We start from the raw sequence: 23,184 nt of genomic DNA, 5'->3' as shown, positions 1-23,184 counted from the left end.
TCCTCTCATCGTACGTGGACGAGGTGGAACATCCCGAGCACCGCGTGCTGCGGGGCGGTGCCGGTGTCGCGGAGCTGGCAGAGCAGCACGTACGCCTGCCCGCGCGCGAGCGTCATCACGAGCCGCGCCGGCGAGCGCGTGCCGGCCTGGGCGAGCAGCGCCCCGCCGGCGGCGTCGGCCAGGTACGCCTCCTGGAGCTGGCGCAGCGTGACCCCGCGCTGGTGCGCCGCGACGATGTCCTGACCCGTCGCGCCGGGGCGCAGATGCCCGACGATCAGCTCGTGGAAGTGCGCGCCGCGGTTCTCGAGCTCGAAGCTGACGTCGCCCCCCGGAACGGTGTCGGCGGCCTCGAACGCGTAGTCGCGCGCGACGACCCGCACCCGGTGCGGGGCCGTCGGCGCGTATGCCGCGGCGAGGAACGCGAGGGCGCCGGCGGGCGCCAGGGTGAGGGCCAGCGCGTGTCGACGAGTGCGGGCGTGACGCATTCCGAATGTCCCCGTGTGTGGGCGGCCTAACAAGCGTGGACGCAGGTCCACGATCGCGACCGGGCGTCAAACGGGCGTCAACGCGTCAATGGCTTGCGCCGTCGTCACTTGACGGGCTGCCGGCGGGCCCCGAACGTGGCCCGCGTGTCCCACGCCATCGTTGCCGACCACGCCGGTCGCGCCGTCGAGGTTCCGAGCCTACTCACGCTCGGCACCCTCTCCATGCGCGGGGCGACGACGCTCACACTCGGGCCACGCCCGCTCGCGCTGCTGGCCTACCTCGCGCTCGCCACGCGCCCGTTGACGCGCGACCATCTCGCGGCGCTGTTCTGGGGCGACCGCGACGACGCCCGCGCGCGCCACTCACTGCGCGAGGCGCTCTCCGTGCTCCGCCGCGCGATCGGGGTCGACGCCATCACGCGCCGCGACGAGCTCGTGGCGCTGGCCGCCGCGCCCGCCGCGCCCGCGGTCGATGCGCGCGTCCTCTGCGAGGCGAGCGCCGCCGGCGAGCACGCGCGGGTACTCGCGCTCTACGCGGGGCCGTTCCTCGACGGCGTGCACCTGGCCGGTGTCGCGCCCGCGTTCGAGGACTGGGTCGCGGCCCAGCGCGCCGAGCTCGAACGGCGCTTCGTCTCGGCGTGCGCGGCCGAGTGTGAGCGCCTGGAGGCCGCACAGGCGTGGGACGATGCCGCGGCCGTGGCCCGGCGGTGGACGGCGGCCGCGCCGCTCGACGCGCGCGGCGCGTGCAACCTCCTGCGTGCCCTCGCTGGCCCCGGGACGCGTGCGGCGCTGCGGCGCGCACTCGACGCCCACGCGGGCCTGGCGGCGCGGATCGACGCCGAGTTCGCGTTGCCAGCCGACCCGTCGGTGACGGCGCTCGCCGCGGAGTACGCGCGCGCGTTGGCCGGTGGAGTGACGCGCGAGGAGGGCGAGGGCGCCGCTGCCCGAGCTGCCGCCCCGATGACGCCGTCGGTGGCGGTCCTGCCGTTCATCGACCAACAGGGCGGCGCCGACGACGCGCGGGAGAGCGCCTACCTCGCCGACGGGCTGACCGACGCATTGATCGACGCGCTCGGCCACCTCCGCGGGCTTCGGGTCGCCGCCAGCGCCTCCTCGTTCGCCTTCAAGGGGACGGCGACGGACGCGCGCGAGGCGGCGCGCGCGCTCGGCGTTGCGACGATCGTCACGGGGCGTGTGCGGCGCGCGGGGCCTAGACTGCGCGTGGCTGTCGACGTGATCGACGCGACCTCGGGGAGTGCCGTCTGGACGAAGCGATTCGAGCGAGCCCACCGCGACGTCTTCGCACTGCAGGAGGAGATGCGCCACGCGATCGTCGCGGCGCTCGCGCCGCAGCTCTTGGGCGCGCTGCCCGCGTCCGCCGCGCCGTCGCGCACGGAGAACTTCGCGGCGTACGACCTCTACCTGCGGGGGCGGCACTTCCTCGGCCGGCGCGTGCGCGAGGAGGTCCGCAAGGCGATCGCGCACTTCGAGCAGGCGCTGGCGGAGGACCCGGGCTACGCGGCGGCGTGGGCGGGGATCGCCGACGCCTACACGCTGCTCGGCTACAACGGCCTGCTGCGCCCGCGCGAGGCGATCCCGCGTGCCGCCGACGCGGTCCGCCGCGCGCTCGCGCTCGACGGCACGCTCGCAGAAGCGCACGCCTCGTTAGGCGCCATCCACCTCGCCTACGACTGGGACTGGGACGGCGCGGCGCGCGAGCTGCGCACGGCCATGGCGCTCAAGCCCGAGTATGCGACGGCGCGCCAGTGGTACGCCATTTACCTGCTCGCCACCGGCGCGGTGGACGAGGCGATCGCGGAGATCGGGCGCGCGCGCGCGCTGGACCCGCTTTCGGCGGCGATCAACGCGGGGCTCGCGCCCATGCTGCTGCTCGCCGGCCGGTACGAGGTGGCGATCGCGCAGCTGCGCCGCACGCTGGAGCTCGAGCCGGACTTCGCGCCGGCCTACGGGTTCCTCGGGTGGGCGTACTACCTGACCGGACGGCGCGCGGAAGCCGCCGCCGCGGCCGAGCGGGGCGCCGTGCTCGCGGGCGCGAATCCGCTCAGCATGGCGTACGTGAAGGCGCTCGCCGGGGACGAGCCCGTGGCCCGCGCGCTGCTCGCGGCCGTCGAGCAGGCGGCGGCGAGCACCTACGTGCAGCCGGTCGCGGTCGCGCGGGCCTACGCGATCATCGGCGACGAGCCGGCGACACTCGCCTGGCTCGGGCGCGCGCTCGACGAGCGCGACCCGTGGTCCATCTATCTCGCCGTGGACCCGACCTTCGCGCCGCTGCGCGGGGAGCCGGCCTTCGTGCGACTGCTGGCCCGGTTAGCGCTCCCCGGGCCGTCGTGAGCGACGACCGCAGGCGCGTCACACGACTACCGGAGGTCCACCATGTTCAGCGTTCCACGGCGACGCGTGTTAGGGCTCAGCGACCGACTGGGTCGGGGCCCGTCCCGCCGCAGAGCGGGCACCGTCGCCACTCGGTCGCCGCCGGCGAAGCGCGGCGTGCGCGGCGCGGGAACGCCGGGAGGTGTTGCGCACAGTACTGAGAGCCCGGTGCGGCCGCAGCCCCGCAGAGTACACAGTGACCCCGCGGCGCGCCGGTGACCTCGATGCGGCGTGCGCCTCCGCAGCGGGGGCAGGGACCGCCGGGGGCAACTCCTTTCGGATGACGACGATCCGGTGCCATGTCCACGACGGCCGTTGATGAAGAAAGACCTCGACGAACACACGAATGGCGCGGACGTCGAGCGGGCAGGGAATGGCGTCGCTGATGCCGGTCCACGCTCCCGGCTCGATGGGTGCCGACGGGTGGGCCCCGTGCTCCGGCCATCGATACAGCGGCTCGTAGGAGACGGTGGCCCCGTCGACGGTGACGGCATGGATGTCTACGTAGAGCGCGTGCACGGGGAGCAGGATCTTCCCGGTGTTCAGCACGTCGAGCCGGTAGGCCAGCAGTCCGTGGCTGGGAGTGGGCGCCACCGCCCCAGGATGTTTTGACGCACTCCCCGGCAGGGAGCCGTCGGCGGGGATCGAGTCGACGTCGAGCGTCACCCGGAGCTGCGGATAGTCCGTCCTCGCCACGAAATACCGGTTGAGTGACCAGAGGGCGCCGACGATGATGGCTGCCCCCTTCACGAGCGCATCGGCGGCCTTCTCGACCTGATCCAGCGTGTCGTCAGGCCGCGCCACCACGCCGACGGCGACGGCAACGGCGACGACCACCGCAAGCGTGGTCACGACGCCGAAGTGTTGTACGATCTGCCGCTCGAGCCTGTCCTTGGCCGTCATCGTCGAGGTGGAGGGCGCGGGAGCAGCGGCGGTGCGCGGTCGCGGGTGCGTTATGCTGCGATCCCTGGCTGCTGGCCGCTAGTCTCGGCGCCGCCCCGCTGCGCCCCGAGCGACAGCGGCGCGCGTTCGGATTCGCGCGCGTAGGCTCATGTGCCGCCGGCAATGCGAACTTCGCCCGGCGCCATAGTTTCCGACGCAGCCGCGCATCGCTCCAGCGGCAGAGCTGCACCCACCGCTCCATGCTCGTGCCGGCGTATCTCGACCGTGGCGTGGGGGAGGCCGCGCTCCCGTGCCACCACAGCGCCCACCAGCCACCGTGTGACGCATGAGGACCGATTCCGACGCGCCGATGGCGCCGATGGCGCCGCGCACGCGATGAGTTCGAGATGAAATCCATCGGGTTCCTGTCGTTCGGCCACTGGACCCCGGCCCCGCAGTCGCACACGCGCTCGGCGGCGGACGCGCTGGCGCAGTCGATCGAGCTGGCCGTCGTCGCCGAGGCGCTCGGCGCGGACGGGGCGTACTTCCGCGTGCACCACTTCGCGCGGCAGCTCGCGTCGCCCTTCCCGCTGCTCGCGGCGATCGGCGCGCGGACGAAGCGGATCGAGATCGGGACGGCGGTGATCGACATGCGCTACGAGAACCCGCTGTACATGGCGGAGGACGCGGGTGCCGCGGATCTCATCGCCGGCGGGCGGCTGCAGCTCGGGATCAGTCGCGGCTCGCCGGAGCAGGTCGTCGACGGGTGGCGCTACTTCGGCTACCGGCCCGCGGAGGGCGAGACCGAGGCGGACATGGCGCGCCGCCACGCGGAAGCGTTCCTCGAGGTCCTCCGCGGCGAGGGGTTCGCGCGTCCCAACCCTCGGCCCATGTTCCCCAATCCGCCGGGGCTGCTGCGCCTCGAGCCGCACGCACCCGGGCTGCGGGACCGCATTTGGTGGGGCTCGAGCTCGAACGCGACGGCGCAGTGGGCTGCGCGCCTCGGGATGAACCTCCAGAGCTCCACGCTGAAGGATCACGAGTCGAACCAGCCGTTCCACGCGCAGCAGGCGGATCAGATCCGCGCGTACCGAGCGGCGTTCGAGGCGGCGGGACATGCGCGAACGCCGCGCGTGTCGGTGAGCCGCAGCATCTTCGCGCTGACGACGGACGCCGACCGGCGGTACTTCGGCGACTTCGGCGACCGGGACGAGGACCAGGACCACGTCGGGTGGATCGACGCGCGCACGCGCGCGATCTTCGGCCGCACGTACGCAGCCGAGCCAGACGTGCTGGTGACGCAGCTCCGGGAGGACGAGGCGATCGCGGAGGCCGACACGCTGCTGTTGACGATCCCGAATCAGCTCGGCGTCGACTACTGCGCGCATTGCATCGACGCGATCCTCACGCATGTCGCCCCGGCGCTCGGATGGCGCTCTGCTTGAGGTGCCTAACGCGAGCGCGAGGGCCTAGGTTTCCCGTGCTGTACCGAACTCGGCACCCATCCCTGCTCGCTCTGCCTGCCTCCGCGTGACCCTCCTCTCGCTCTCGAACGTCGGCCTCTCCTTCGGCGCGACCGAACTCTTCACGAACGTCACCTTCACCGTCGCCGAGGGCGAGCGGTGGGGCGTCATCGGGCGCAACGGCGCCGGCAAGACGTCGATCTTCAAACTCATCACCGGAGAGCTCTCGCCGACGGTCGGGAGCGTGGCGCGCAGGCCGGGGCTCCGGCACGCTCTACTCGACCAGCATCGCGCGTTCGAAGGCGCGACGACGGTGTGGGAGGCCGGCGCGGCCGCATGGCGCGACGTGATCGCCCTCGAACGACGTCTCGCCGAGCAGGCGATCGAGCTCGGGGAACTCGGCGAGCGCGTCACGGACGATTTCCTCGAGCGGTTCGGGCGCGACCAGGAGCGCTTCGCCGACCTCGGGGGCTACGTCTATCACTCGCGCGTCGACGCCGTGCTGCAGGGGTTGGGCTTCGACGCCGAAGAGTCCAAGACGCGGCCGGTGTCGTCCCTGTCGGGGGGCGAGCGCGGGCGCGTCGGCCTCGGGGCGCAGCTCATCGCGCCCGCCGACCTGCTGCTCCTCGACGAGCCCACCAACCACCTCGACCTCGACACCACGACCTGGCTGCAGGAGTGGCTGAAGAGCGCGAGCGAGACGGTCATCGTCGTGTCGCACGACCGGGCGTTCATGGACGCCGTCTGCACGCACATCCTGCACGTCGAAGCGCGCACGAGCGAGTGGTACCGAGGCAACTACAGCCAGTTCGTTCCGCAGCGCGCCGAGCGACGGCTGTCGCGCGAGCGCGAGCTGGAGAAGCAGCGCGCGTACGTGAAGAAGGAAGAGGAGTACATCCGCCGCAACATCGCCGGCGTCAACTCGTTCCAGGCGAAGGGCAAGCGCAAGCGACTCGAGCGCCTGCCGCGTCTCGCGCCGCCGCCGGGTGATCCGGCCGCGATGTCGCTCCAGTTCGAAGTGGCCGAACGCGGCGGCGACCAGGTGATCGCGATCCAGGACCTGCGGGTGGAGGTGCCAGGTCGCGTCCTCGTGGAGGACTTCACGGCCGTGCTGCGGCGGAACGACTTCGTCGCGCTCGTGGGGCCGAACGGCGCGGGCAAGTCGTCGTTCATCTCCACGATCATCGGCGACCGCCCGCCCGCGAGCGGCCAGGCGAGGATCGGCGGATCGATCACGGCGGCGTGGTTTCGCCAGGACCTCGCCGACCTTCCGCTCCGCAAGTCGCTGTACGACGCGATCCAGGACCAACGACCGCTCTGGAGCCGGGGCGCGGTGCAGAACTGCCTCGGCGCGTTCGGGTTCAGCGGCGACGAGGTGCTGCGCGAGATTGGCTCGCTCTCCGGCGGCGAGCGTGCGCGCGTCGCGCTCGCGCTCATGACGCTCGCCCGCGCGAATCTCCTCATCCTCGACGAGCCGACCAACCACCTCGATGTCGAGAACATCGAGGCGCTCGAGGACGCGCTCGACGACTACGACGGCTCGGTGCTGCTGGTGAGCCACGACCGCGCGTTCCTGCGCGAGGTCGCGACGCGCGTCTGGGCGTTCGACGGCACGCACCTCACGGACTTCGACGGCCCGTTCGTCGAGTGGGAGGCGGACCGCGCGCGTCGCGCCGGAAAGTCCTGATCGCCGAAGCGCTGGCCGAGGCAGCGCCGCCGCGGTCCTGCCTCAGGCCGGTGCCGCGATCGGCACCTTCCAAAACGAGAGGCCCTGGTGCTTGTAGCGTCCCTTGTACCGGTGCACACGACCGACCACTCTCGTCGCGCTGCGGAAGTAGACGCACGTCTCATATCGCGCAACGCGGCCGTTAGGCATCGCGCGAGCACAGGATTCTCGCGCGTAGCGCGACTCGCGTGTGCGTCGGGCGCCTCGCGTAGCGTAGCGCACACCGTTCCGCGTCACGTGGATCTCCGGCCCCTCGCTCGTAGCTCACCCGACGGCGTCACGCTTCTCGGCGGCCGATCGGGCGCTGGGTGGTGGTGAACGACCTGCGCAATGGCGCGGGAAAACGTCTGGGCGTATCCTCTCTCGACCGATCCCGGCGGAGGGCGCGTATGCTTCAGACGAGAATGGCGCCGCCGAGCGCGGTGTTGAGGCCGTACGGCTGGGCGTACGGCATGACGACGGGGCGGGTCGACGGGGCCTCGCTCGTCATCCCGCTGCCGGCGCGCCCCAAGCAGCTCCTGACGTTCTCCTTCGCGGACGGCTATCGCGCCCTTCGCTGTGGGTCCGGCCAGACCGACCCAACGCCTCGTGTGGTCGTGGTCGGACCGCAATCATACGCGCGACCCGGCCTGTCGGCCCTCGGGCGCATCGATCACTTCACGATCCATTTCCAGCCGTCCGGCTTCCACCGGCTGTTCGGCGTCCCCATGACGGAGCTGGCGGACGCCGCGTACGACGCGCACGGCGTCATCGGGCCCGAGGTCTCGGCGCTCGAGCGGCGGCTCGGCGAGACTCCGAGCTTTGTCGAGCGCATCCGGCTCGCCGAAGCACACCTGATCCGCCTGCTCCGCGACCACGGTCGTCCGGATCCGGTCGGGTGCGCCGCGAACGGCCTGTTCGCGCGCCACGGTGTGCAACGCGTCTCGGCGATGGCGAGCGATACCGGGCTATCGACCCGGCAGTTCGAGCGGCGTTTCCTGAGGCACGTCGGCGTGCCGCCGAAGCTCTACGCGCGCATCATCCGGTTCAACGCCGTCCTGGATCACAAGCTCCGGCATCCCGGCCGCGCGTGGAGCCGCATCGCCTCGGATCACGACTACTACGACCAGATGCACCTGGTTCACGACTGTCGTGCCTTCACGGGTGAGTCCCCGTCGCGACTCCTCGCGCGCCTCAGCGATCTCCCCGCGTTTCACACGTTCTACGCGACGGCCGACCGCCCGCGCCGCGACTGATTCGTCGCCGGGCGTCGCATTCTTACTATCTCGCTCCAGCGGGACTCGCCACTCTCCCTACTGAGCCTCGCACGGGGAGGCTCTTCATGGAGCGAACCGTGTTGGCCGTGCGCGCCGCTGTTGCCTTTCAGGATGCCGCGCCTCGAACGCCGAGATGACGAACACGCCGCCAGCGCTCAGTGCCGAGGATGAATCGGCCGTCCGGGCCATCGTGAACGCCTTCGCGAACTCCTGGACTCGGCATGACATGCAAGCCATGCACGATCTCGATGCCGAGGACGTGGAGTGGATCAACGTGGTCGGCCACCATTGGCGCGGCAAGGCGACTGTCTATAAGGGCCACGTCGCGATCCACAAGGGCATGTTTGCTACGACCAGCGCCAGCGTCGATACCGTGATGATCCGGTCGATCGCGCCTGACGTGGCGGTGGCCGTCGCGACCCTGCATTTCGGAGCGTCCCTCGACCCGCGGTACCCGTGGGTGGCTGCGGCGAAGACGCGAGCGTCGTTCACGATGGTCAAGCGCGAGGGCGTCTGGAAGATCGTGCACTTCCAGAACACCGTGATCGACCCCAAGGCGGAGAACGACGACGTCCCCGCGTATGACGCCACGGGCTTCCCGCCTCCTCGTGACCGATAGGCCCTCCGCAGCGCACCTGCCGGAACCTCGTCCCTCCCAAGAAAAGGCGCCATGCTCCGAACCGCCCCTACCGCCCTGTTCGTCGCCGCCGTCGCGTTTCCCGCGGTCGGAGACGCTGCGACCGCGTCGAAGGCGTTCACGACTCCCGTCGTCACCGTCCATGCCAAGGAGTTCGCCTTCATCGCGCCGGCGCGCATCGCCGCCGGCACCACGACGTTCCGGCTCGTGAACGACGGCCGCGAGGTCCACCAGATCTCGATCCTCGAGCTGACGAACGGGAAGACGCTGGCCGACTACGCGGCCGCAATAAAGGCCAACCGGCCGACGCCGTGGGCAGTTGGGGCCGGGGGGCCGAACGCCGCCGGGCCGGGGCAGACGATCGAGGCCACGGTCACGCTCGAGCCGGGCAACTACATCTTCGTGTGCTGGGTCCCGTCGCCCGGGGAGACGGTGCCGCACATGGCGAAGGGGATGATGCACGCGCTCACCGTCTCCGCGCTGGGCGTCGCACCGGCGCGCGCCGTGACGCTGTCCGCGCCCGAGCCCGCGCCCGACGTGCGCCTCGAGGTCTTCGAGTACGGCTTCAAGTTCTCCAAGCCGCTCACCGCGGGGCGGCACGTCATCCAGGTGGCGAACGTCGGCATGCAGGAGCACGAGGCTGCGTTCGTGAAGCTCGCGCCGGGGAAGACGATGAAGGACGTCGATGCGTGGTTCGAGGGCGGGCAGAAGGGACCGCCGCCGCTCGCGCCGGCGCCCGGTATGGCGGGCCTCGGCAGGGGCCGCACGGGCACGTTCACGACGACGCTCACGCCCGGTCGATACAGCGTGGCGTGCTTCATCCCGGACGCGAAGGACGGCAAGCCGCACGAGATGCACGGCATGGTGCAGGAGTTCACCGTCGCCGCGAAGTGAGCTGATCGCGCTCGAGTTCCGCGTGCTGCCGGCGTCGGTCGCTGCCGCCGCGGACGTCGACGAGGTGGCAGTGGTGGACGACGCGGAGCGGACGCGATTCGGACGGGGAGTCGTTGTCGTTAGGCGTCTCGCGGGACCGGGACCTCGATGATTCGGTGTCTCGCGTCGAGGCGAGCGGTTGCCGTTAGGCGGCACGCGAACGCTCGGCTTCTCGCGGGCAGCCTAACGCGCGATCGTCGAGATTCTCGCGCGTAGCGCAACCCGCGCGTCGGGCGTCAGGCGGCGTTGCGCGCGGTTCACTGAATGACCGTGCGTTAGGCGCCCCACGCGGCCGATCGCGACGCGCACCCACGTTGCACGCGTGAGCCCCGCCGGCTCTGCGATGGAGTGTCGCGCCGGGGCGTAGATCCCGAGCCTACCCGCCAGCCCGAATCGCAGGGAGCACGTCGGCGCCGCGGGGCACGCTCGCTTCGTCACCGCCCACCCCCGAACACGGCCGCGTGCGCGATCGGGGCTCGCCCCGCGCGCCGCCACACCTCGCGGTCGAGGCTCACGCCCGCGCGGCCCGAGCCCGCGTCCCGGAACCGCGCGTCCCACGACAGCCGCCCCGTCGCTCGATCCAGCCGGGCGAGCAGCACGCGCGGCTCGCCGAGCTCGGAGCTGTTGATCACGAGCCGGTCGCTTCCCGGGTCCACGCCCACCCAGTGCGGGAAGAACGTCGAGTCCACGCGGAGCGACGAGACCTCGACTGGCCGAGCGGCGTCGGTCACGTCGAAGCTGACGACCTCGTGCGCAGTCGCGGCGGGGACGATCAGGAAGTGCCCGGCGACCGCGGTGACCGCGCACCCCTCACCGGGGATCGGGCGCGCGAGCCTGACGCGCTCGAGGCGCGGCCGCTCGTCGTCGAGGCCCGCGAGGCGGTACAGCTCGCAGTAATACGTGTTCACCATCACCGAGCGGCCGTTGGGCAGCGTGCGCGCGTCGTACGGCATGTGCGTGACCGTGTCGCCCGACGCCACCGGCAGCGCGAGCGTGTGCAGCAGCCTGAGGTCGGAAAGCCGCCACACCTGCACGACGTCGGCGGTGCGCTCGTCGTCCATCGGCATGCTCGTCGTCACCGCGCGGTCGATCCCCGGCAGCAGCTCGACGCCGTTCGGCCGGATGCGGGCGCCGGGGAACGCCGCGTCGGCCGCGGAGCGTGTGCGGAGCAGCCGGCCGGCGGCGTCGAACTCGGCGAGCCCGCCCGGGTCGCCCGGCCGTGCGCCGTCGCCGTACTGCAACGTGGCGAGCACGTGACCGTTCGGCAGCCGCGCGAAGCTGTGCGGGCGCCGGTACCCCGGCACCTGGTCGATGCGCGCGGTCACGCGTGGCGCGAGCGGCGCGCTGACGTCGAGCAGGAAGACCTGCCCGGTCTCGTAGTCGCTGGCGAAGAGCGGATGCCCCACCGGCAGCGCGAGCTCGGTGTGGTGCGCCATCGCGCCGGCGGTGCCGACGGCGCGCGTCGCGAGCACGCGGCCGTACGTCGGGCTCTTCGCGTCGGCGTCGAGGACGGCCACGAAGTCCTCGGCGCCGGCGCCGTCCGCGCCGTGTGGGCCCGCCCAGACGAACAGATAGCGGGCGGGCGCGTGAGCGGAGGCGCTCCGGCCGGGCGTCGAGCAGCCGAGGCAGAGCATCGTGGCGAGTAGCAGACCGGACCAGGGTGACGCCGGGTGCCTAACGTGTCTTATCGATTCCCCTCGCCGCGCCCCAGACGATCTCCACCACCGCGTACGGCGGGATGCGCACCGTGCGGGACGCGACCGACGTCGTCGCCGTCACGCGCTCGCGCCCGGGTCGGTTGCTCGCGGTCGGCGACGGCCCGGTGACGGTGAGCACGCGCAGCGACGACGCGACGGCCCGTCCGTCGACGACGAGTGCGAGCACCTCGGCGCGCGGCCCTTTGTTGGTGACGACGACCGCGTCGCCGTCGCGCCGCCGATAGGCCTGCGCGTACACGGCGGGCATCGCCATGTCGGCACCGTGATCGCCGTCGCGGCGCACCGTGCCGCCGCCCTCCACGTGCGTCGCGTAGACGCCGCTCGCGGAGTTGATGGCCGACGCGGCGACGGCGTAGGCCGCGCCTTGCGCGCTGGTGGTGAGCGCGCCGCGCCGGGCGGAAACGCCGGTGGCCTCGCCGCCGACCACGCCGGCGGGACCGACCAGCTGGTGCACGCCGAAGCGTGTGACCTGCGGGAGCCCCGACACGCGCAGCGCGTATTCGGCGGACCAGATGCCGCCGTACAGCGTGCCCGACATGCCGGGTGCCGGGCCGTCCTGCGGGCCGCTCTCGGTGATCATCACCGGCATCGCTCCGAAGCGCGGGCGCACCTCGCGCTCGACGTACGCCGAGGTATTGTCGGCGAGCACGCCGTTCAGCGCAGCCATCATGCGCGCCGGCGCGCCCGACACGGTCGGGTAGTGATGGTACACGACCGCGTCCCAGTAGCGCGGCCGGAACGCGCCGAGCGCGTCGTCCCACGCGTGGTCCTGGAAGCCAGCGTCGCTCATCGAGACGGCGACGGTCGCCGTCGGATCCGCGCGCCGGATCGCCTCGGCGAACGGGCGCATCGCGGCGGCGTACGCGGCGCCGGTCGCGAAGCGGCGCCGGTTGAAGTACGGCTCGTTGCCGAGCTCCCACGCGAGCACGCGGATGTCGTGCGCACGCGCGTAGCCGGCGAAGTCGCCTGCCGACGCAGGTGTGTCGCTGTAGACGTTCACGCAGACCACGAGCCCTCGCGCCCCGGCCGCGCGGGCGAAGGCGGCCGCGTCGTCGACGCGCTCGCCCCCCTTCGCCTCGAGCGCCACGAGCGCGCTCTGGAGCATGTCGCGGAAGAACGGCCGGTCGGCCGGCCCGACCGTGCCGGTCACGGCGTCGACCCACGCCTGATGGCTGCGTCCCGTCCGCCAGTCGAACGCCTCGCCGCGCGTGCCGGCGGGGTAGCGGAGCCACCCCGGGCTGAGTCGGCGCGCCGCCGCCGCGAGATCGCGGTCAGTATACGTGAGCGCGACGCCCATGAGTGCGACGTTGTAGCCCGCGAGCGCGGGGGCGAGCGGGGTCGCGCGGCGCGTACCGACGAACACCGAAACGGTCGCCGGGCCGGCCGTGCTCGAGTCGCGCACGACGCGCTCCGCACCCGGCCCAGCGAGCGGCGGAGCGAGCGATGCCAACACCAGCGCGCGTGCGATCGTACCGCTGCGCATGACATCCTTGGAGCCGGGATGGGCGCCGCCTCCCACGGGCGGCGAACGGGTCGCCGCGCAATCACGCCGCAATTGCGCCCGCGGGGACGCGGTCCGTGCGGCGCGGCAACGATACGTGTCACCGCGTGGCGGCGCGAGATGCGGCCGGTCGGGAGGGGCACGGCCGTGCCGTCCGTCTTGCGCTTCAGGATTCACTGAGCCGCGCGTTCGCTGAAGAGAGGCAACTGTTTGGCGCGGACGCGGGCGTCAATCGTTAGGCAGCACGCGCCCGTGCGGATTCTCGCATGTTCGTCTTCGTCGGGTTGCAGACGACGTTAACAGACGTGCCGCCGACCTGGGAGCACTCGACCGGGGCGGTGCGGCGTCCGGCGCGCGAGGGCAACGGCGAGCGGCGTACCCGCCTGGCCCGACCCGATGATCAGCGCGTCGAAGTGCGATGGCGTCATACGCCGAGCGCGTCGCGCAGCGTGTGCACGGCCTGGGCGATCGCGGCGCGCTGCGTGGGTGAGTCGGCGAGGCGCGCCATCGTTGCGAAGTCGTGAATCGCGCCCAGGTATCGCACCGCGGTCACCGGCACGCCGGCTTCGGCGAGTCTCCTGGCGTAGGCCTCGCCCTCGTCGCGCAGGACGTCGTACTCCGCGGTGATCACAAGCGCCGGCGGCAGGCCGCGCAACTCGTCGAGCGTCGCGCGTAGCGGCGAGGCGGTGGGCTGCTGACGTGCCGTGACGTCCGGGAGATAGTGGTTCCACGACCATGCCATCATCTCGCGCGTGAGGAAGAAGCCACGGGCGAACTCGTCGTACGACGGCGTATCCATGCGCGCGTCGGTGGCGGGGTAGAGGAGCACCTGGAGCGCGACCCGGGGCCCCCCGCGTCGCCTGGCGAGCAGCGCCACGACGGTGGCCATGTTCGCGCCGGCGCTGTCGCCCACGACGGCGAGGCGTGTGCCGTCGATGCCGAGCGACAAGCCGTGCTCGGCGATCCACGTGGTGGCGACGTAGGACTCCTCGATCGCGACGGGGAAGCGCGCTTCCGGCGCGCGGGTGTAGTCGACGAAGACTACCGCCGCACCGACTTGCGTCGCGAGCGCACGCACAATGCGGTCATGCGTACGCTCGTCGCCCATGACCCACCCGCCGCCGTGGAAGTACATGATGCCCGGGAGCGGGCCGGCAACGTCTGGTGGGCGTACGATCCGCGAACGGACGCCGTTCGGGCGACCAGTCGGCAGCACGCGCTCCTCCACTTCGACCATTGGAAGGGGCGCGTCACTCCGCTCCATCATGGCTGCGACTTCCCGCGCTTCCTCCACAGCCATTTCGTTCAGCGCCGGCCCCGACTGACCCTCCAGATCGTCGAGGATTCGGCGAACCAGCGGATCCATGGCCGCGCGCGCGGCGTGTGGCGGCTGTTGCTCGACCCGTGGGGCTCGCTGGGGATTTGCGAGATCGATCATCGTCATCGCTCCTGTCGAATGGGACGAACGGACCCGGCGAACGTCGCCCTACCCGGCGTCGCATGCTTGGACGTGGTTGCCGACCCCGGCTCTGTCCGGGCATCTATCTCGAACGAGATAGGCGGCCCTCTTCCGGTCGTCGGATTGCGACACGGCCTCGAGCGCGCTTCTTAGAAGGCAGTGCTGGGAGTTCCACACTCACCGGGACGTCTCATGGATTCGCCGACTCCCGTGACGGTGCTCACCGCCGACGATCACCCGCTCATCCGCAGTGGGCTCGCGGCGGTGATCGGGGCGCAGCCGGACATGCTCGTCGTGGGTGAAGCGACCAACGGGGAAGAGGCGATCGAGCGTTATCGCGAGCTGCGGCCCGACGTGGCGCTGATGGACTTGCGAATGCCCGTCATGGACGGCGTCGCGGCGATCCGGGCGATCGTCGCCGAGTTCCCGCGCGCGCGTATCGTGGCCCTCACGACCTATGACGGGGACGAAGACATCCACCGCGCGCTCGAGGCGGGAGCGAAGGGATACCTGCTGAAGGACATGCTGCGCGCGGAAGTGCTGCACGCCATCAGGGCCGTGCACCGCGGCCAGCGCGTCATCCCGGCGCCGGTTGCGGCGAGGCTGGCGGAGTACACGCCGCGCGTCGAACTGACGCCGCGCGAGACCGAGGTCCTCCGGCTCGTCGCGAAGGGCTTCAGCAACCGGCAGATCGGGGAGCTCCTCGGGCGCACCGAAGGGACCATCAAGATCCACCTCAAGAACATCCTCGAGAAGCTCGGCGCGGACGATCGCACGGAGGCGGTCACGGTCGCGCTCCAGCGCGGCATCATCCACCTCGACGGATCGCCGTAACGCGCCTCTCTCGTTCGGGAGAGCAGGCGCTCTCTCGGGGGAGAGGAGCAAAGACTCCTCTGCGGACAGACGCGAGCGAGGGCCGCTCACCGGTAACCTGCGCCCGTCGACCGCAGGCCCGCGCAACGGGCGAGGGCTCTTCCGGTCGTTAGGCCGCCGTCGTGGACGGCGATCCGGGGAGCGCCATGCACGCGTCATCCGCATCTCAGACCCCGCTGGGCGGTACACCAACGTCTACACTTCGTGTCTGGTGCCCATTCGATCGCGGGTTCCAGCGCTCGAATGCTCTGAACATCAACGCCTCGCGTGCGCGGGCCGTGCTCGCCGTAGCGACCGGAGGCGTGCCGCGTCTACTGCACGAGGAGCTGCGCATCGTGATCCCCGCGGCACCCACGCACGTGGTGAACGCGCACGGTCGGCGCATGCTCGCTCCTGAAGGCGCAATCGTGGTCACGCCGCCGACCGAGTCACACACGTTGCACGCGGCTACAGCCGACGCGTGGTCGGCGAAGATGCTCCTCCTCACGCCCGCGTTCGTCGCGCGCGCCGCTCGCGCCGCTCACGCCGCGCGCCACGACAGGCCTCCTGGTAGTGGGCTGTGCGCACAACCGGAGATGCCGTACTTCTCGCGTGCGGTGATTCTCGACCGCGAGCTGCGTGACGTGTTGTCCTCGCTGTTCGACGAGCTGTGGTCCCCGGTGCGCAGTGCCGACTGCGAGCAGCGGCTCTCCGAAGCGACGGGCGCGCTCGCCGCCCGCCACGCGGAACCGCTCGCGCAGGCGGCGCAGAAGCGCGTCGGACCGCGGCGACACGACGCGGTCCGCAGGCTTCAGGCACATCTGGTGGAGCACGTCGCCGATCCGGTGAGCCTCGACGACATGGCGTCCGCCGCGCGCCTGAGCAAATACTACCTGGCCCGCGCGTTCGAGCGCGTGCACGGCATGCCGCCGAGAGCATACCTGATGGAACTGCGGCTCGCGCGAGCGCGCTCGCTCATCGCGGCGGGTGTGTCGCCGTCGCACGTGACGTACGACGCGGGGTTCGCCGACCAGAGCCATCTCACTCGGCGCTTCAAGCGCGGGACGGGAATGACTCCTTCGTGCTACGCGCGGCAGCTCGCGACGGCGCCGTGCGGCGATGTGCACCCCAAGGGCGCCCTCGACGTGATCGACCGCGTCGCCGGATGAACGACGCGCGCGCTGGGGTGAGGCAAGTCGGTGCAAGCGAGGACATCAGCGTTAGGCCAGTATGGCCGCAACCTCAATCTGCCCGGTGCAACATGTTAGCGACCGAGACCGATCGTACGGATCGCGGCGTCCTTGGTGTGACGCCCACGCGCTGGCGCCCGGACATGCTCGCGGTGGTCGCGCACGACCTCCGGCAGCCCGTGTCGGCGGTGCTGATGGCCGCGGAGTTTGCCGAGGAGCTCCTCGGCGACTGCTCCACCGGCGAGATGTTGCAGCGGCAGCTCGCGCTCGTGCAGCGCTGCGCGCGCGAGACGCTGCGGATCGCGGAGGACCTGCTGACCATGGGGCAGGTCGAGGCCGGGGCGCTTCGACTCCGGCGCGCGCCGGTGGACGTACGGGCACTGCTCGAAGACGTTCGCGCCCTCGTGTCACCGCACGCGCGCGCGAAGAGCATCCACATCGGTGTGGGCGGGCCCCCGGCGCTGCCCCATGCGTACGCGGACCGCGATCGGCTGCTCCAGGTGCTCGGGAACCTGTGCGGGAACGCGATCAAGTACACGCCGAAGGGCGGCCGCGTGTGCGCGGTCGCGGAGGCGACCGATGACGCGATCCGCATTTCGATCACGGACAACGGCCCCGGTGTGCGTGCGGGCGAACTCGGTCGTCTGTTCGACGAGTACTGGCAGGGGGACGGTATCGCCGCGCACGCGGGCGTCGGTCTCGGGCTGGCGATCGCGCGGTGGCTCGTCGAAGCGCACGGTGGCCGGATCGCCGCCGAGACCGTCGACGGGGGCGGGCTGTGCGTCGCGTTCACTCTTCCGGTCGCGCGCGGCGAGAACGCGCTCGCGCCGAACGCGTGACCAATGCCGGCCACACCACGCCCTTCGATCCGTTGGCCGCGCGGCGCGCAGCGGCATGCTCGTGGTCGCCGCGGCGTCCCCGCGGCGTTCCGCGATTCGCCGGACGCCGGAGGTGCGCCGTCGGAGTTCAGCTGGTCTCTGACGCTCGCACCATCTCCTAACGTGGCAGCAAGGGCGCACAAGGGAGCGCGACGCGTTCACCGCAGACTCCTCCGACGCAAGGGCACATCACGTGGATTCGGAGGAGACAATGCGAGAGAACGTTCGACGGACCGAGCGCAAGTCGTTCACGCCCATGGCGGCGCTCGGGGTCCTGCTGCAGGTGTCGGCCAGCGCCCCGCTCCCCGCGCAACGTACGCCCGCTCCACTCGCCGGGTTCGACGCCTACGTCGAACACGCGGTGCGAGACTGGGGCATCGCCGGTGTCTCGGTCGCCGTCGTCAAAGACGACTCGGTCGTCTACGCGCGCGGCTTCGGCGTGCGTATGGCGGGTAAGCCGGATCGGGTGGACGAGAACACCGTCTTCGCCATCGGCTCGAACACGAAGCTCTTCACGGCGGTCGCCGCGGGCATGCTGGTCGACGACGGGCGCATGCGCTGGGACGATCCCGCGACGAAGTTTCTGCCCGGCTTCCAGCTCTACGACCCGTGGGTCACGCGCGAGATTACCGTGCGCGACCTGCTGTCGCACCGCAGCGGACTGGGACGACGCGGCGACATGATCGCCTACGGAGCCCCGCGTAGCCGTGCCGAAGTGTTGCGGCGCGTTCGGTACCTCACGCCGAACAGCAGCTTCCGCTCGGAGTTCGGCTACCAAAACCTCATGGTGCTCGCCGCTGGCGAGGCCGCTGCAGCTGCCGCGGACATCAGCTGGGACCGGCTCGTACAGGATCGCATCCTCAGGCCGCTCGGCATGCGGTCGAGTTACACGTCGCTCGGCGAGCTCGCCGGCGTCGCCAACGTGGCCACGCCGCACTTCTCCGACGGCGTGCATCTGACACCACGCCCGTACCGGGACATTGACAACATCGCGCCCGCCGGCAGCATCACTTCGTCGGCTGCCGACATGGCGCGGTGGCTCCGCTTCCTGCTCGCGAACGGCCGCGCCAACCGCCGGCCCGGGACGCGGCGCCTGCTCGACTCCGCGACACTCCGCGAGATCGAATCGCCGCAGACGATCACGCCGGGCCCCGACGACCCGTTGTCGCCGTCCACACACTTTCGCGCGTACGGACTTGGCGTCGCGATGTACGACTACCTCGGCGTGAAGGTGTTGTGGCACACGGGAGGGATCGACGGCATGCTGTCCGAGATCGCGTTCGTGCCGGAGAAGCGGCTCGGAATCGTGGTACTCACCAACACCGACGGGCACAACGCGCTCTTTTCGGCGATCGCGCGCCGCGCGCTCGACGGGTACCTCGGCACGCCGCCGCGCGACTGGAGTGCGATGCTGCTCGCCCGCATGAAGCAGGACGAGTCGGCCCTCGAGGCGGCGAAGCGGGACGCGGAGCAGCGCCGGCCGGAGCACACGACGGCGACGCTTCCGCTCGACGCCTACGCGGGGCGCTACACGAGCCCGATGTACGGGGACGTGATCGTCGCCAGCCAGGACGGGCGCCTCGTGGCGCACCTGTGGGGGGCATTCGTCGTTGACCTCGAACACTGGGCGGGGGACACGTACCGCGCGCGCTGGCGCGACCGACCGGACACACTGGGGATCACACTCGTGACGTTCGACGTCGACCCCGTCGGCCGAGTCCCTTCGCTGCATATCCGTGACGACGTTGCCCTACCCGCGGAGCTCCGCTTCTTCGACGACGACGCCTTCACGCGAGTCGACGATCGCGCGCGCCTAACGGGGCCAGGGCGACACTAAGGCGGAAACGCCAGAGGCGCGAGCACCTCTCCGTGCTCGCGCCTCTCGATCAAGCGTGCGCTCTCGTGCGAGAGGCTACGGCACATCGCGCGGTCTCGCGCCGCTGTCACACGCGTACTCGATGTACTGGTACGCGACCGGTTGCACTCGGGTCTCGCGACCTTCGCCGGTGTGGTACACGGCGGTCCGGTCGTTCTGCCGCCACTCCGACACGATGTCGTACGCGCCCCCGCAGGCAACGCGCATCTTCGCCTCGGCGTTCCGTCGCCGATCGCGGTCGACGCCGCGAACGTGCAAGAGTTGATACCTGACGACGCTGGTGTGCGGCCCACGGCCCACGCCCGGCGTCTGAACGGAACCGGCCGAACACGCGATGTCGCATAGCAGCACGGATAGGAGAAGTCTGCGCATGGCGCCTCAGCCCTCCCAGCGCGCGTCGGGGGTGTAGAACTGCTCCCACGCGTACGTATCGAAGGGGAAGTCGTCCATGCGTGTGACGCGCCCGTCGTCGACCTCGAAGTGCATCAGCACGTAGATCTCCTGAAGCGTGGGATCCCAGCTCCGGTTCATGCGGATGTACTCCACGGCGAAGACGTCCCGCCCGCCCGCTGCCAGCGCCACGACATCGAGCTTGTATTTCGAGGCCGCCATGGACATGAGGCGGCGGCGGAACTCCATGTAGCCGTCCCAGCCCCGGTACACGCCGGACATCGCGCTCTCGCCGACGATGTTCACCACCACGTCATCGTCGACCGTCTCGCGCATCGCGGCCGCGTCGCCGCGCCAGAAGCGGTCGTACATGCGCTCCAGAAGGGCACGCGGCTTCGTCGACGCGGCTCGTTCGAGGTCGACGCCACCGTACCGCTCCCGCGGCGTCGACATCGCGGCGGCGCCGGACGCGGATTTCGCGGAGGACCAGTACGCGTCGTACGCGCGTTGGTGCTCGGGGATGACCCAAGCCTCGGAGAGGAGGCTGCCGCGGAGCTTGAACCAGTTCGAGATCCGAAGCACGAAGCGGCTGTCCGGCTCTCCCGCGCGAGTCAGCTCGAGGACCTCGCGCGTGAATACGTGCTCGCCGTTCACCGCGATGGCGGTAACCCGGAAGTCGAAGACAGCGCCGCTGTGCGCCTGAATGATCGACAGGTAGCGCCGGAAACCATCCGTGCCCCAGTGCTCGCCGGCGAGGACGCCGCGACCGGGCACGTGCAACACGAAATCGGGCGCGGCCAGCTGGGCGGCCGCGTCCACGTCGCGAGCAGCGTACGCCTCGTAGAACTTCGCGACGACGCGCGCGTTTTCGCACGACTGCGCGGTGTCTTTGGCGTCACGGCCAGCCGCTGCGCCTGCATCTTCTACGGTCTCGACAACGTCGAGGACCGCAATCGTGGTACGGGTATCTTCGTCCATCGTCTACTCCTGGTGTGGCAGTGTGGGAGCGGCGCGCGCCCCCGCGAGCTACACGGGGGCGCGCGCCGCACGCGTGTGTCTTGGCGTCGTTGCGTGCGTGGTGCTCGGCTCACCAGTGCAGGGCGAGACCGCCGTTCCACGCGACGTCGTACTGCGTCCGGCGCACGCCGAGCGTGTTGAGGCGGTACGCGTTCGCCCCGGCCTCGAACGCCGCGCCGATGTGGGATCGGCCAGGGCGCCACTCGAAGCCGACACCGGCCCGTAACGCGCCGGTGGTGTTCGCGTCACCGTCTCCACGCGGATCGTTGGTCACGACGCCGGCGCCGCCGAACACGTAGGGCCGGACGTTGCGCGCGCCGGATGGACCGGCGACGATCTCGGCGGCGTAGCGTCGGTGCGAGACGTCGGTCCCGGAGTGCTTGCCCCAGGCCGCTCCGGAGGTCTCACGCGTCGCGCTGGTCACGACCGCGCGGAGGGTGATCACGGGATTCACGTCGTAGCCGAGACGCACGCCGTCCTCGTGGGTGACGCGGAACTCCCCGTCGCCGCCGAGCGATGAGATGCCACCACCGAAGCCCGCGAGCGTGAAGGGACGTGCGGGCGCTTGCGCAGCGAGCGGCGCGGACGCGGCGATGAACGCCGCCACGAGAGCGAGCGTGTGGACTGGCTGGATAGCGCGGAAGCGGAATGTCATCGGTACCTCTTACTGCATGGGTGACTGAGGCGCGGCGCCTAACGTGCTGTGATGGCTGGATGCGCCTGGCGCGCTCGCGGTCCACGCGGAATGCGCGTCCCGGTGTGAGAGCGACCATGCGGAGTCGTCGTCGCCGCGGCTTGGATGCGCTTGCGAGTCGCGTTCGTCGTGCGCGAAGTGCGGGCAAGCGTGTCCAAGTGCCCCGCGCGAGTGCCTACGACGGCTGTCGCACACCTCATCTCTCAGCCGGCGAGCGATTCTCGGGCGCTTCCTACGACCCACGCTCCTGATCACACCCGAGGAGCGGACGAGCGCGCGGACGCACAGCGGTCGCCGGGATTCTCCCGTTCGGGCTACCGCCGTGCACCTCGTACGCGAGAGTGCAGGACTGCTCGGCCGGTAGATGCGGGAAACAGGTGCTTCCGGCACCCTCTCTCCTCACACGACGTCGCCACGCCGTGCTTACAGCGGTGGTCGGTGGCCGTGTGGAACCTCGCGCTTCCGAATGGCAGCGGTACCTTGAACGGTGGGCGGTCAACCTGCCTCGCGGGGTGGAACTCATCGGTCCACACGCGCCGCCTACGCGCACCGCGAACGAGCCATGTCGGGTACTTGGCTGCGGCGTTATCTCGGTGCTCCTATGGGAGGCCGGCTCGCGGCAGGCTTCGCGCTCGGCGCGCTCACCGGCGCGCTGATCGGACCGCCGGTCACCGTGGTGCGCCCGCTTGGCGACCTACTGGTCCGGCTGCTGACCGTGCTCGTGCTCCCGATCGTCGTATGCACGATCGTCACGGGGCTCGGCGCGATCACACCCGAGGCGCTTCGCCGAGTCGGTGCGAGAAGCGTCGCCTTGTATGCGGGGGCGTCCGCCGCGGCCACGGCGCTCGGCCTCGCCGTCGCGCTCCTCCTCCGGCCTGGCGCAGGCATGACGCTGCCTGGCGCTCACGCTCCGCCGCTGGCCCCGCCGCCCGGCTCGTTCCTGGATGCGCTCGTGCCGGCCAACGTGGTCGCCGCACTCGCCGAGGGGCAGCTCCTGCCGGTCATGGTGTTTACGGTGCCGTTCGCGCTCGCCATCGCGCGGCTGCGGCGCTCGGGCGCGGCGCGGCAGGCCGACACCGTCCACGCGTTCTTCGACGGGTGCGGGCGTGCAAGCCACGTGATGCTCGAAGGCGTCATGTACTACGCGCCGATCGGCACGTTTGCACTGGCCGCGATGACCTTCGCTCCGCGCGACGGGCGCGTACTCGCGCAATTCGCCACGGTACTCCTCGCGATCTACGTGGCGGAGAGCACACTGTGCGCTGCGCTCCTGCTGCTGCTCACGGTGAGTGTGCCGCCTCGCTCGGTGATCCCCGCCGTGCGCGACGTGCTCGTGACGGCGTTCGCGACCGGCAGCAGCGCAGCAACGCTGCCGATGGAGCTCGAGGCGGCGGAGCGCCGGCTCGGCGTCGACCGACGCGTGTTCGCGTTCACGCTGCCGCTAGGCGTCGCGGTCAGTAAGGTCGGCTCGGCCGCCTATCTCGCGGTGGCGTGTGTCTTCGCCGCGAACGCCGCGGGGATCGCGCTCGTCCCCGGACGCGTCGCGCTCATCGGCGCGCTCGTGTGGGTCGGCTCCGTCATGACACCGCCGGTCGGACTGGGCGCGCTGGTGGTACTGGGATTCGTGCTCTCCCAGGCTGGCCTCCCAGCTGCCGCGGCGGGTGTCGTGGCGGCGATTCCGTTCGCAGGACGGCTGAATACACCAGTCAACTCGCTCGGGCGGCTCGCCACCACGACGCTGGTGGCCCGCGCGACGGAGTCGGTGGGCGCGCAGATCACGGTCGGCGCGTTGGACGCACCGTGACGGTGCGCTCCGACCCTCCTGTCGGTCCACTC

Annotated in this window: 18 protein-coding genes; 11 read left to right on the top strand and 7 right to left on the bottom strand. The window is 71.1% G+C overall.

Annotated elements, in window-relative coordinates:
* Positions 1 to 5: 5 nt before the first annotated feature.
* Complete coding sequence (locus J421_RS28630) at positions 6 to 485, bottom strand: hypothetical protein (RefSeq protein WP_025414550.1); 480 nt, start codon at positions 483 to 485, stop codon at positions 6 to 8.
* Positions 486 to 629: 144 nt separating this feature from the next.
* Between J421_RS28630 and J421_RS28625 the strand changes: the two genes are divergently transcribed.
* Positions 630 to 2,837, top strand: coding sequence for an AfsR/SARP family transcriptional regulator (locus J421_RS28625; protein ID WP_148306606.1), 2,208 nt, complete (start codon positions 630 to 632; stop codon positions 2,835 to 2,837).
* A 69-nt stretch (positions 2,838 to 2,906) separates the two neighbouring features.
* Here the strand turns inward: J421_RS28625 and J421_RS28620 are convergent, their stop codons facing one another.
* Entirely contained in the window at positions 2,907 to 3,779 is an 873-nt protein-coding gene (locus tag J421_RS28620; protein ID WP_025414548.1) for a hypothetical protein, read from the bottom strand.
* Positions 3,780 to 4,165: 386 nt separating this feature from the next.
* Here J421_RS28620 and J421_RS28615 point away from each other — a divergent pair, with 386 nt between their 5' ends.
* The 5 genes from J421_RS28615 (at position 4,166) to J421_RS28595 (ending at position 9,734) form a co-directional block, all read left to right on the top strand.
* Positions 4,166 to 5,203, top strand: a complete 1,038-nt coding sequence (locus J421_RS28615; protein ID WP_025414547.1) for an LLM class flavin-dependent oxidoreductase — start codon at positions 4,166 to 4,168, stop codon at positions 5,201 to 5,203.
* Positions 5,204 to 5,288: 85 nt separating this feature from the next.
* Positions 5,289 to 6,908, top strand: coding sequence for an ABC-F family ATP-binding cassette domain-containing protein (locus tag J421_RS28610; RefSeq protein ID WP_025414546.1), 1,620 nt, complete (start codon positions 5,289 to 5,291; stop codon positions 6,906 to 6,908).
* 353 nt (positions 6,909 to 7,261) lie between these two features.
* Positions 7,262 to 8,182, top strand: coding sequence for a helix-turn-helix domain-containing protein (locus tag J421_RS28605; protein WP_148306605.1), 921 nt, complete (start codon positions 7,262 to 7,264; stop codon positions 8,180 to 8,182).
* 154 nt (positions 8,183 to 8,336) lie between these two features.
* Positions 8,337 to 8,822 carry an SgcJ/EcaC family oxidoreductase gene (locus tag J421_RS28600; RefSeq protein ID WP_025414544.1) on the top strand — a complete coding sequence of 162 codons (486 nt, stop codon included), beginning with the start codon at positions 8,337 to 8,339 and terminating at the stop codon, positions 8,820 to 8,822.
* Between the two features lie 51 nt (positions 8,823 to 8,873).
* On the top strand, positions 8,874 to 9,734 hold the full coding sequence (locus J421_RS28595; RefSeq protein ID WP_025414543.1) for a cupredoxin domain-containing protein: 861 nt from the start codon (positions 8,874 to 8,876) through the stop codon (positions 9,732 to 9,734).
* A 473-nt stretch (positions 9,735 to 10,207) separates the two neighbouring features.
* Here J421_RS28595 and J421_RS28590 read toward each other — a convergent pair whose 3' ends face one another.
* From J421_RS28590 to J421_RS28580, 3 genes are all read right to left on the bottom strand, one after another.
* Positions 10,208 to 11,407 (bottom strand): hypothetical protein, encoded by a 1,200-nt coding sequence (locus J421_RS28590; RefSeq protein ID WP_025414542.1) that lies wholly within the window; start codon positions 11,405 to 11,407, stop codon positions 10,208 to 10,210.
* Between the two features lie 40 nt (positions 11,408 to 11,447).
* A complete protein-coding gene (locus tag J421_RS28585) occupies positions 11,448 to 12,974 on the bottom strand; it encodes a glycoside hydrolase 5 family protein (protein ID WP_025414541.1) in 1,527 nt (508 codons plus the stop codon).
* Positions 12,975 to 13,416: 442 nt separating this feature from the next.
* Positions 13,417 to 14,436, bottom strand: a complete 1,020-nt coding sequence (locus J421_RS28580) for an alpha/beta hydrolase (protein WP_025414540.1) — start codon at positions 14,434 to 14,436, stop codon at positions 13,417 to 13,419.
* A gap of 207 nt (positions 14,437 to 14,643) precedes the next feature.
* Between J421_RS28580 and J421_RS28575 the strand changes: the two genes are divergently transcribed.
* The 4 genes from J421_RS28575 to J421_RS28560 all read left to right on the top strand — a co-directional run bounded on the left by J421_RS28575 (position 14,644) and on the right by J421_RS28560 (position 19,208).
* Entirely contained in the window at positions 14,644 to 15,285 is a 642-nt protein-coding gene (locus tag J421_RS28575; RefSeq protein ID WP_025414539.1) for a response regulator, read from the top strand.
* Positions 15,286 to 15,446: 161 nt separating this feature from the next.
* Positions 15,447 to 16,472, top strand: a complete 1,026-nt coding sequence (locus tag J421_RS28570; protein ID WP_104023452.1) for an AraC family transcriptional regulator — start codon at positions 15,447 to 15,449, stop codon at positions 16,470 to 16,472.
* The gene (locus tag J421_RS28565) at positions 16,469 to 17,332 is read left to right on the top strand and encodes a sensor histidine kinase (protein WP_104023451.1); all 864 of its coding nucleotides are present in this window, start codon (positions 16,469 to 16,471) and stop codon (positions 17,330 to 17,332) included. Before J421_RS28570 ends, J421_RS28565 begins: the two co-directional genes overlap by 4 nt.
* A gap of 250 nt (positions 17,333 to 17,582) precedes the next feature.
* Positions 17,583 to 19,208 (top strand): serine hydrolase, encoded by a 1,626-nt coding sequence (locus J421_RS28560; RefSeq protein WP_104023450.1) that lies wholly within the window; start codon positions 17,583 to 17,585, stop codon positions 19,206 to 19,208.
* 417 nt (positions 19,209 to 19,625) lie between these two features.
* On the opposite strand, the gene J421_RS28550 is transcribed toward J421_RS28560, so the two are convergent.
* Both J421_RS28550 and J421_RS28545 read right to left on the bottom strand, forming a co-directional pair.
* The gene (locus J421_RS28550) at positions 19,626 to 20,615 is read right to left on the bottom strand and encodes a nuclear transport factor 2 family protein (protein WP_025414534.1); all 990 of its coding nucleotides are present in this window, start codon (positions 20,613 to 20,615) and stop codon (positions 19,626 to 19,628) included.
* Positions 20,616 to 20,724: 109 nt separating this feature from the next.
* Positions 20,725 to 21,309, bottom strand: a complete 585-nt coding sequence (locus tag J421_RS28545) for an outer membrane beta-barrel protein (RefSeq protein WP_104023449.1) — start codon at positions 21,307 to 21,309, stop codon at positions 20,725 to 20,727.
* 601 nt (positions 21,310 to 21,910) lie between these two features.
* Between J421_RS28545 and J421_RS28540 the strand changes: the two genes are divergently transcribed.
* The gene (locus tag J421_RS28540; RefSeq protein ID WP_104023448.1) at positions 21,911 to 23,152 is read left to right on the top strand and encodes a dicarboxylate/amino acid:cation symporter; all 1,242 of its coding nucleotides are present in this window, start codon (positions 21,911 to 21,913) and stop codon (positions 23,150 to 23,152) included.
* Positions 23,153 to 23,184: the final 32 nt, after the last annotated feature.

This window comes from Gemmatirosa kalamazoonensis (genome assembly GCF_000522985.1).
In the GTDB taxonomy this organism is placed as follows: Bacteria; Gemmatimonadota; Gemmatimonadetes; order Gemmatimonadales; family Gemmatimonadaceae; genus Gemmatirosa; species Gemmatirosa kalamazoonensis.
This window is presented reverse-complemented; position numbering and strand designations above follow the sequence as displayed.

Excerpts from the sequence above, each read along its gene's own strand:
- J421_RS28630 (WP_025414550.1), bottom strand. The coding sequence starts at position 485 with ATGCGTCACGCCCGCACTCGTCGACACGCGCTGGCCCTCACCCTGGCG.
- J421_RS28620 (WP_025414548.1), bottom strand. The coding sequence starts at position 3,779 with ATGACGGCCAAGGACAGGCTCGAGCGGCAGATCGTACAACACTTCGGC.
- J421_RS28615 (WP_025414547.1), top strand. The coding sequence starts at position 4,166 with ATGAAATCCATCGGGTTCCTGTCGTTCGGCCACTGGACCCCGGCCCCG.
- J421_RS28600 (WP_025414544.1), top strand. The coding sequence starts at position 8,337 with ATGACGAACACGCCGCCAGCGCTCAGTGCCGAGGATGAATCGGCCGTC.
- J421_RS28595 (WP_025414543.1), top strand. The coding sequence starts at position 8,874 with ATGCTCCGAACCGCCCCTACCGCCCTGTTCGTCGCCGCCGTCGCGTTT.
- J421_RS28590 (WP_025414542.1), bottom strand. The coding sequence starts at position 11,407 with ATGCTCTGCCTCGGCTGCTCGACGCCCGGCCGGAGCGCCTCCGCTCAC.
- J421_RS28585 (WP_025414541.1), bottom strand. The coding sequence starts at position 12,974 with ATGCGCAGCGGTACGATCGCACGCGCGCTGGTGTTGGCATCGCTCGCT.
- J421_RS28580 (WP_025414540.1), bottom strand. The coding sequence starts at position 14,436 with ATGACGATGATCGATCTCGCAAATCCCCAGCGAGCCCCACGGGTCGAG.
- J421_RS28575 (WP_025414539.1), top strand. The coding sequence starts at position 14,644 with ATGGATTCGCCGACTCCCGTGACGGTGCTCACCGCCGACGATCACCCG.
- J421_RS28565 (WP_104023451.1), top strand. The coding sequence starts at position 16,469 with ATGAACGACGCGCGCGCTGGGGTGAGGCAAGTCGGTGCAAGCGAGGAC.
- J421_RS28560 (WP_104023450.1), top strand. The coding sequence starts at position 17,583 with ATGCGAGAGAACGTTCGACGGACCGAGCGCAAGTCGTTCACGCCCATG.
- J421_RS28550 (WP_025414534.1), bottom strand. The coding sequence starts at position 20,615 with ATGGACGAAGATACCCGTACCACGATTGCGGTCCTCGACGTTGTCGAG.
- J421_RS28545 (WP_104023449.1), bottom strand. The coding sequence starts at position 21,309 with ATGACATTCCGCTTCCGCGCTATCCAGCCAGTCCACACGCTCGCTCTC.
- J421_RS28540 (WP_104023448.1), top strand. The coding sequence starts at position 21,911 with ATGTCGGGTACTTGGCTGCGGCGTTATCTCGGTGCTCCTATGGGAGGC.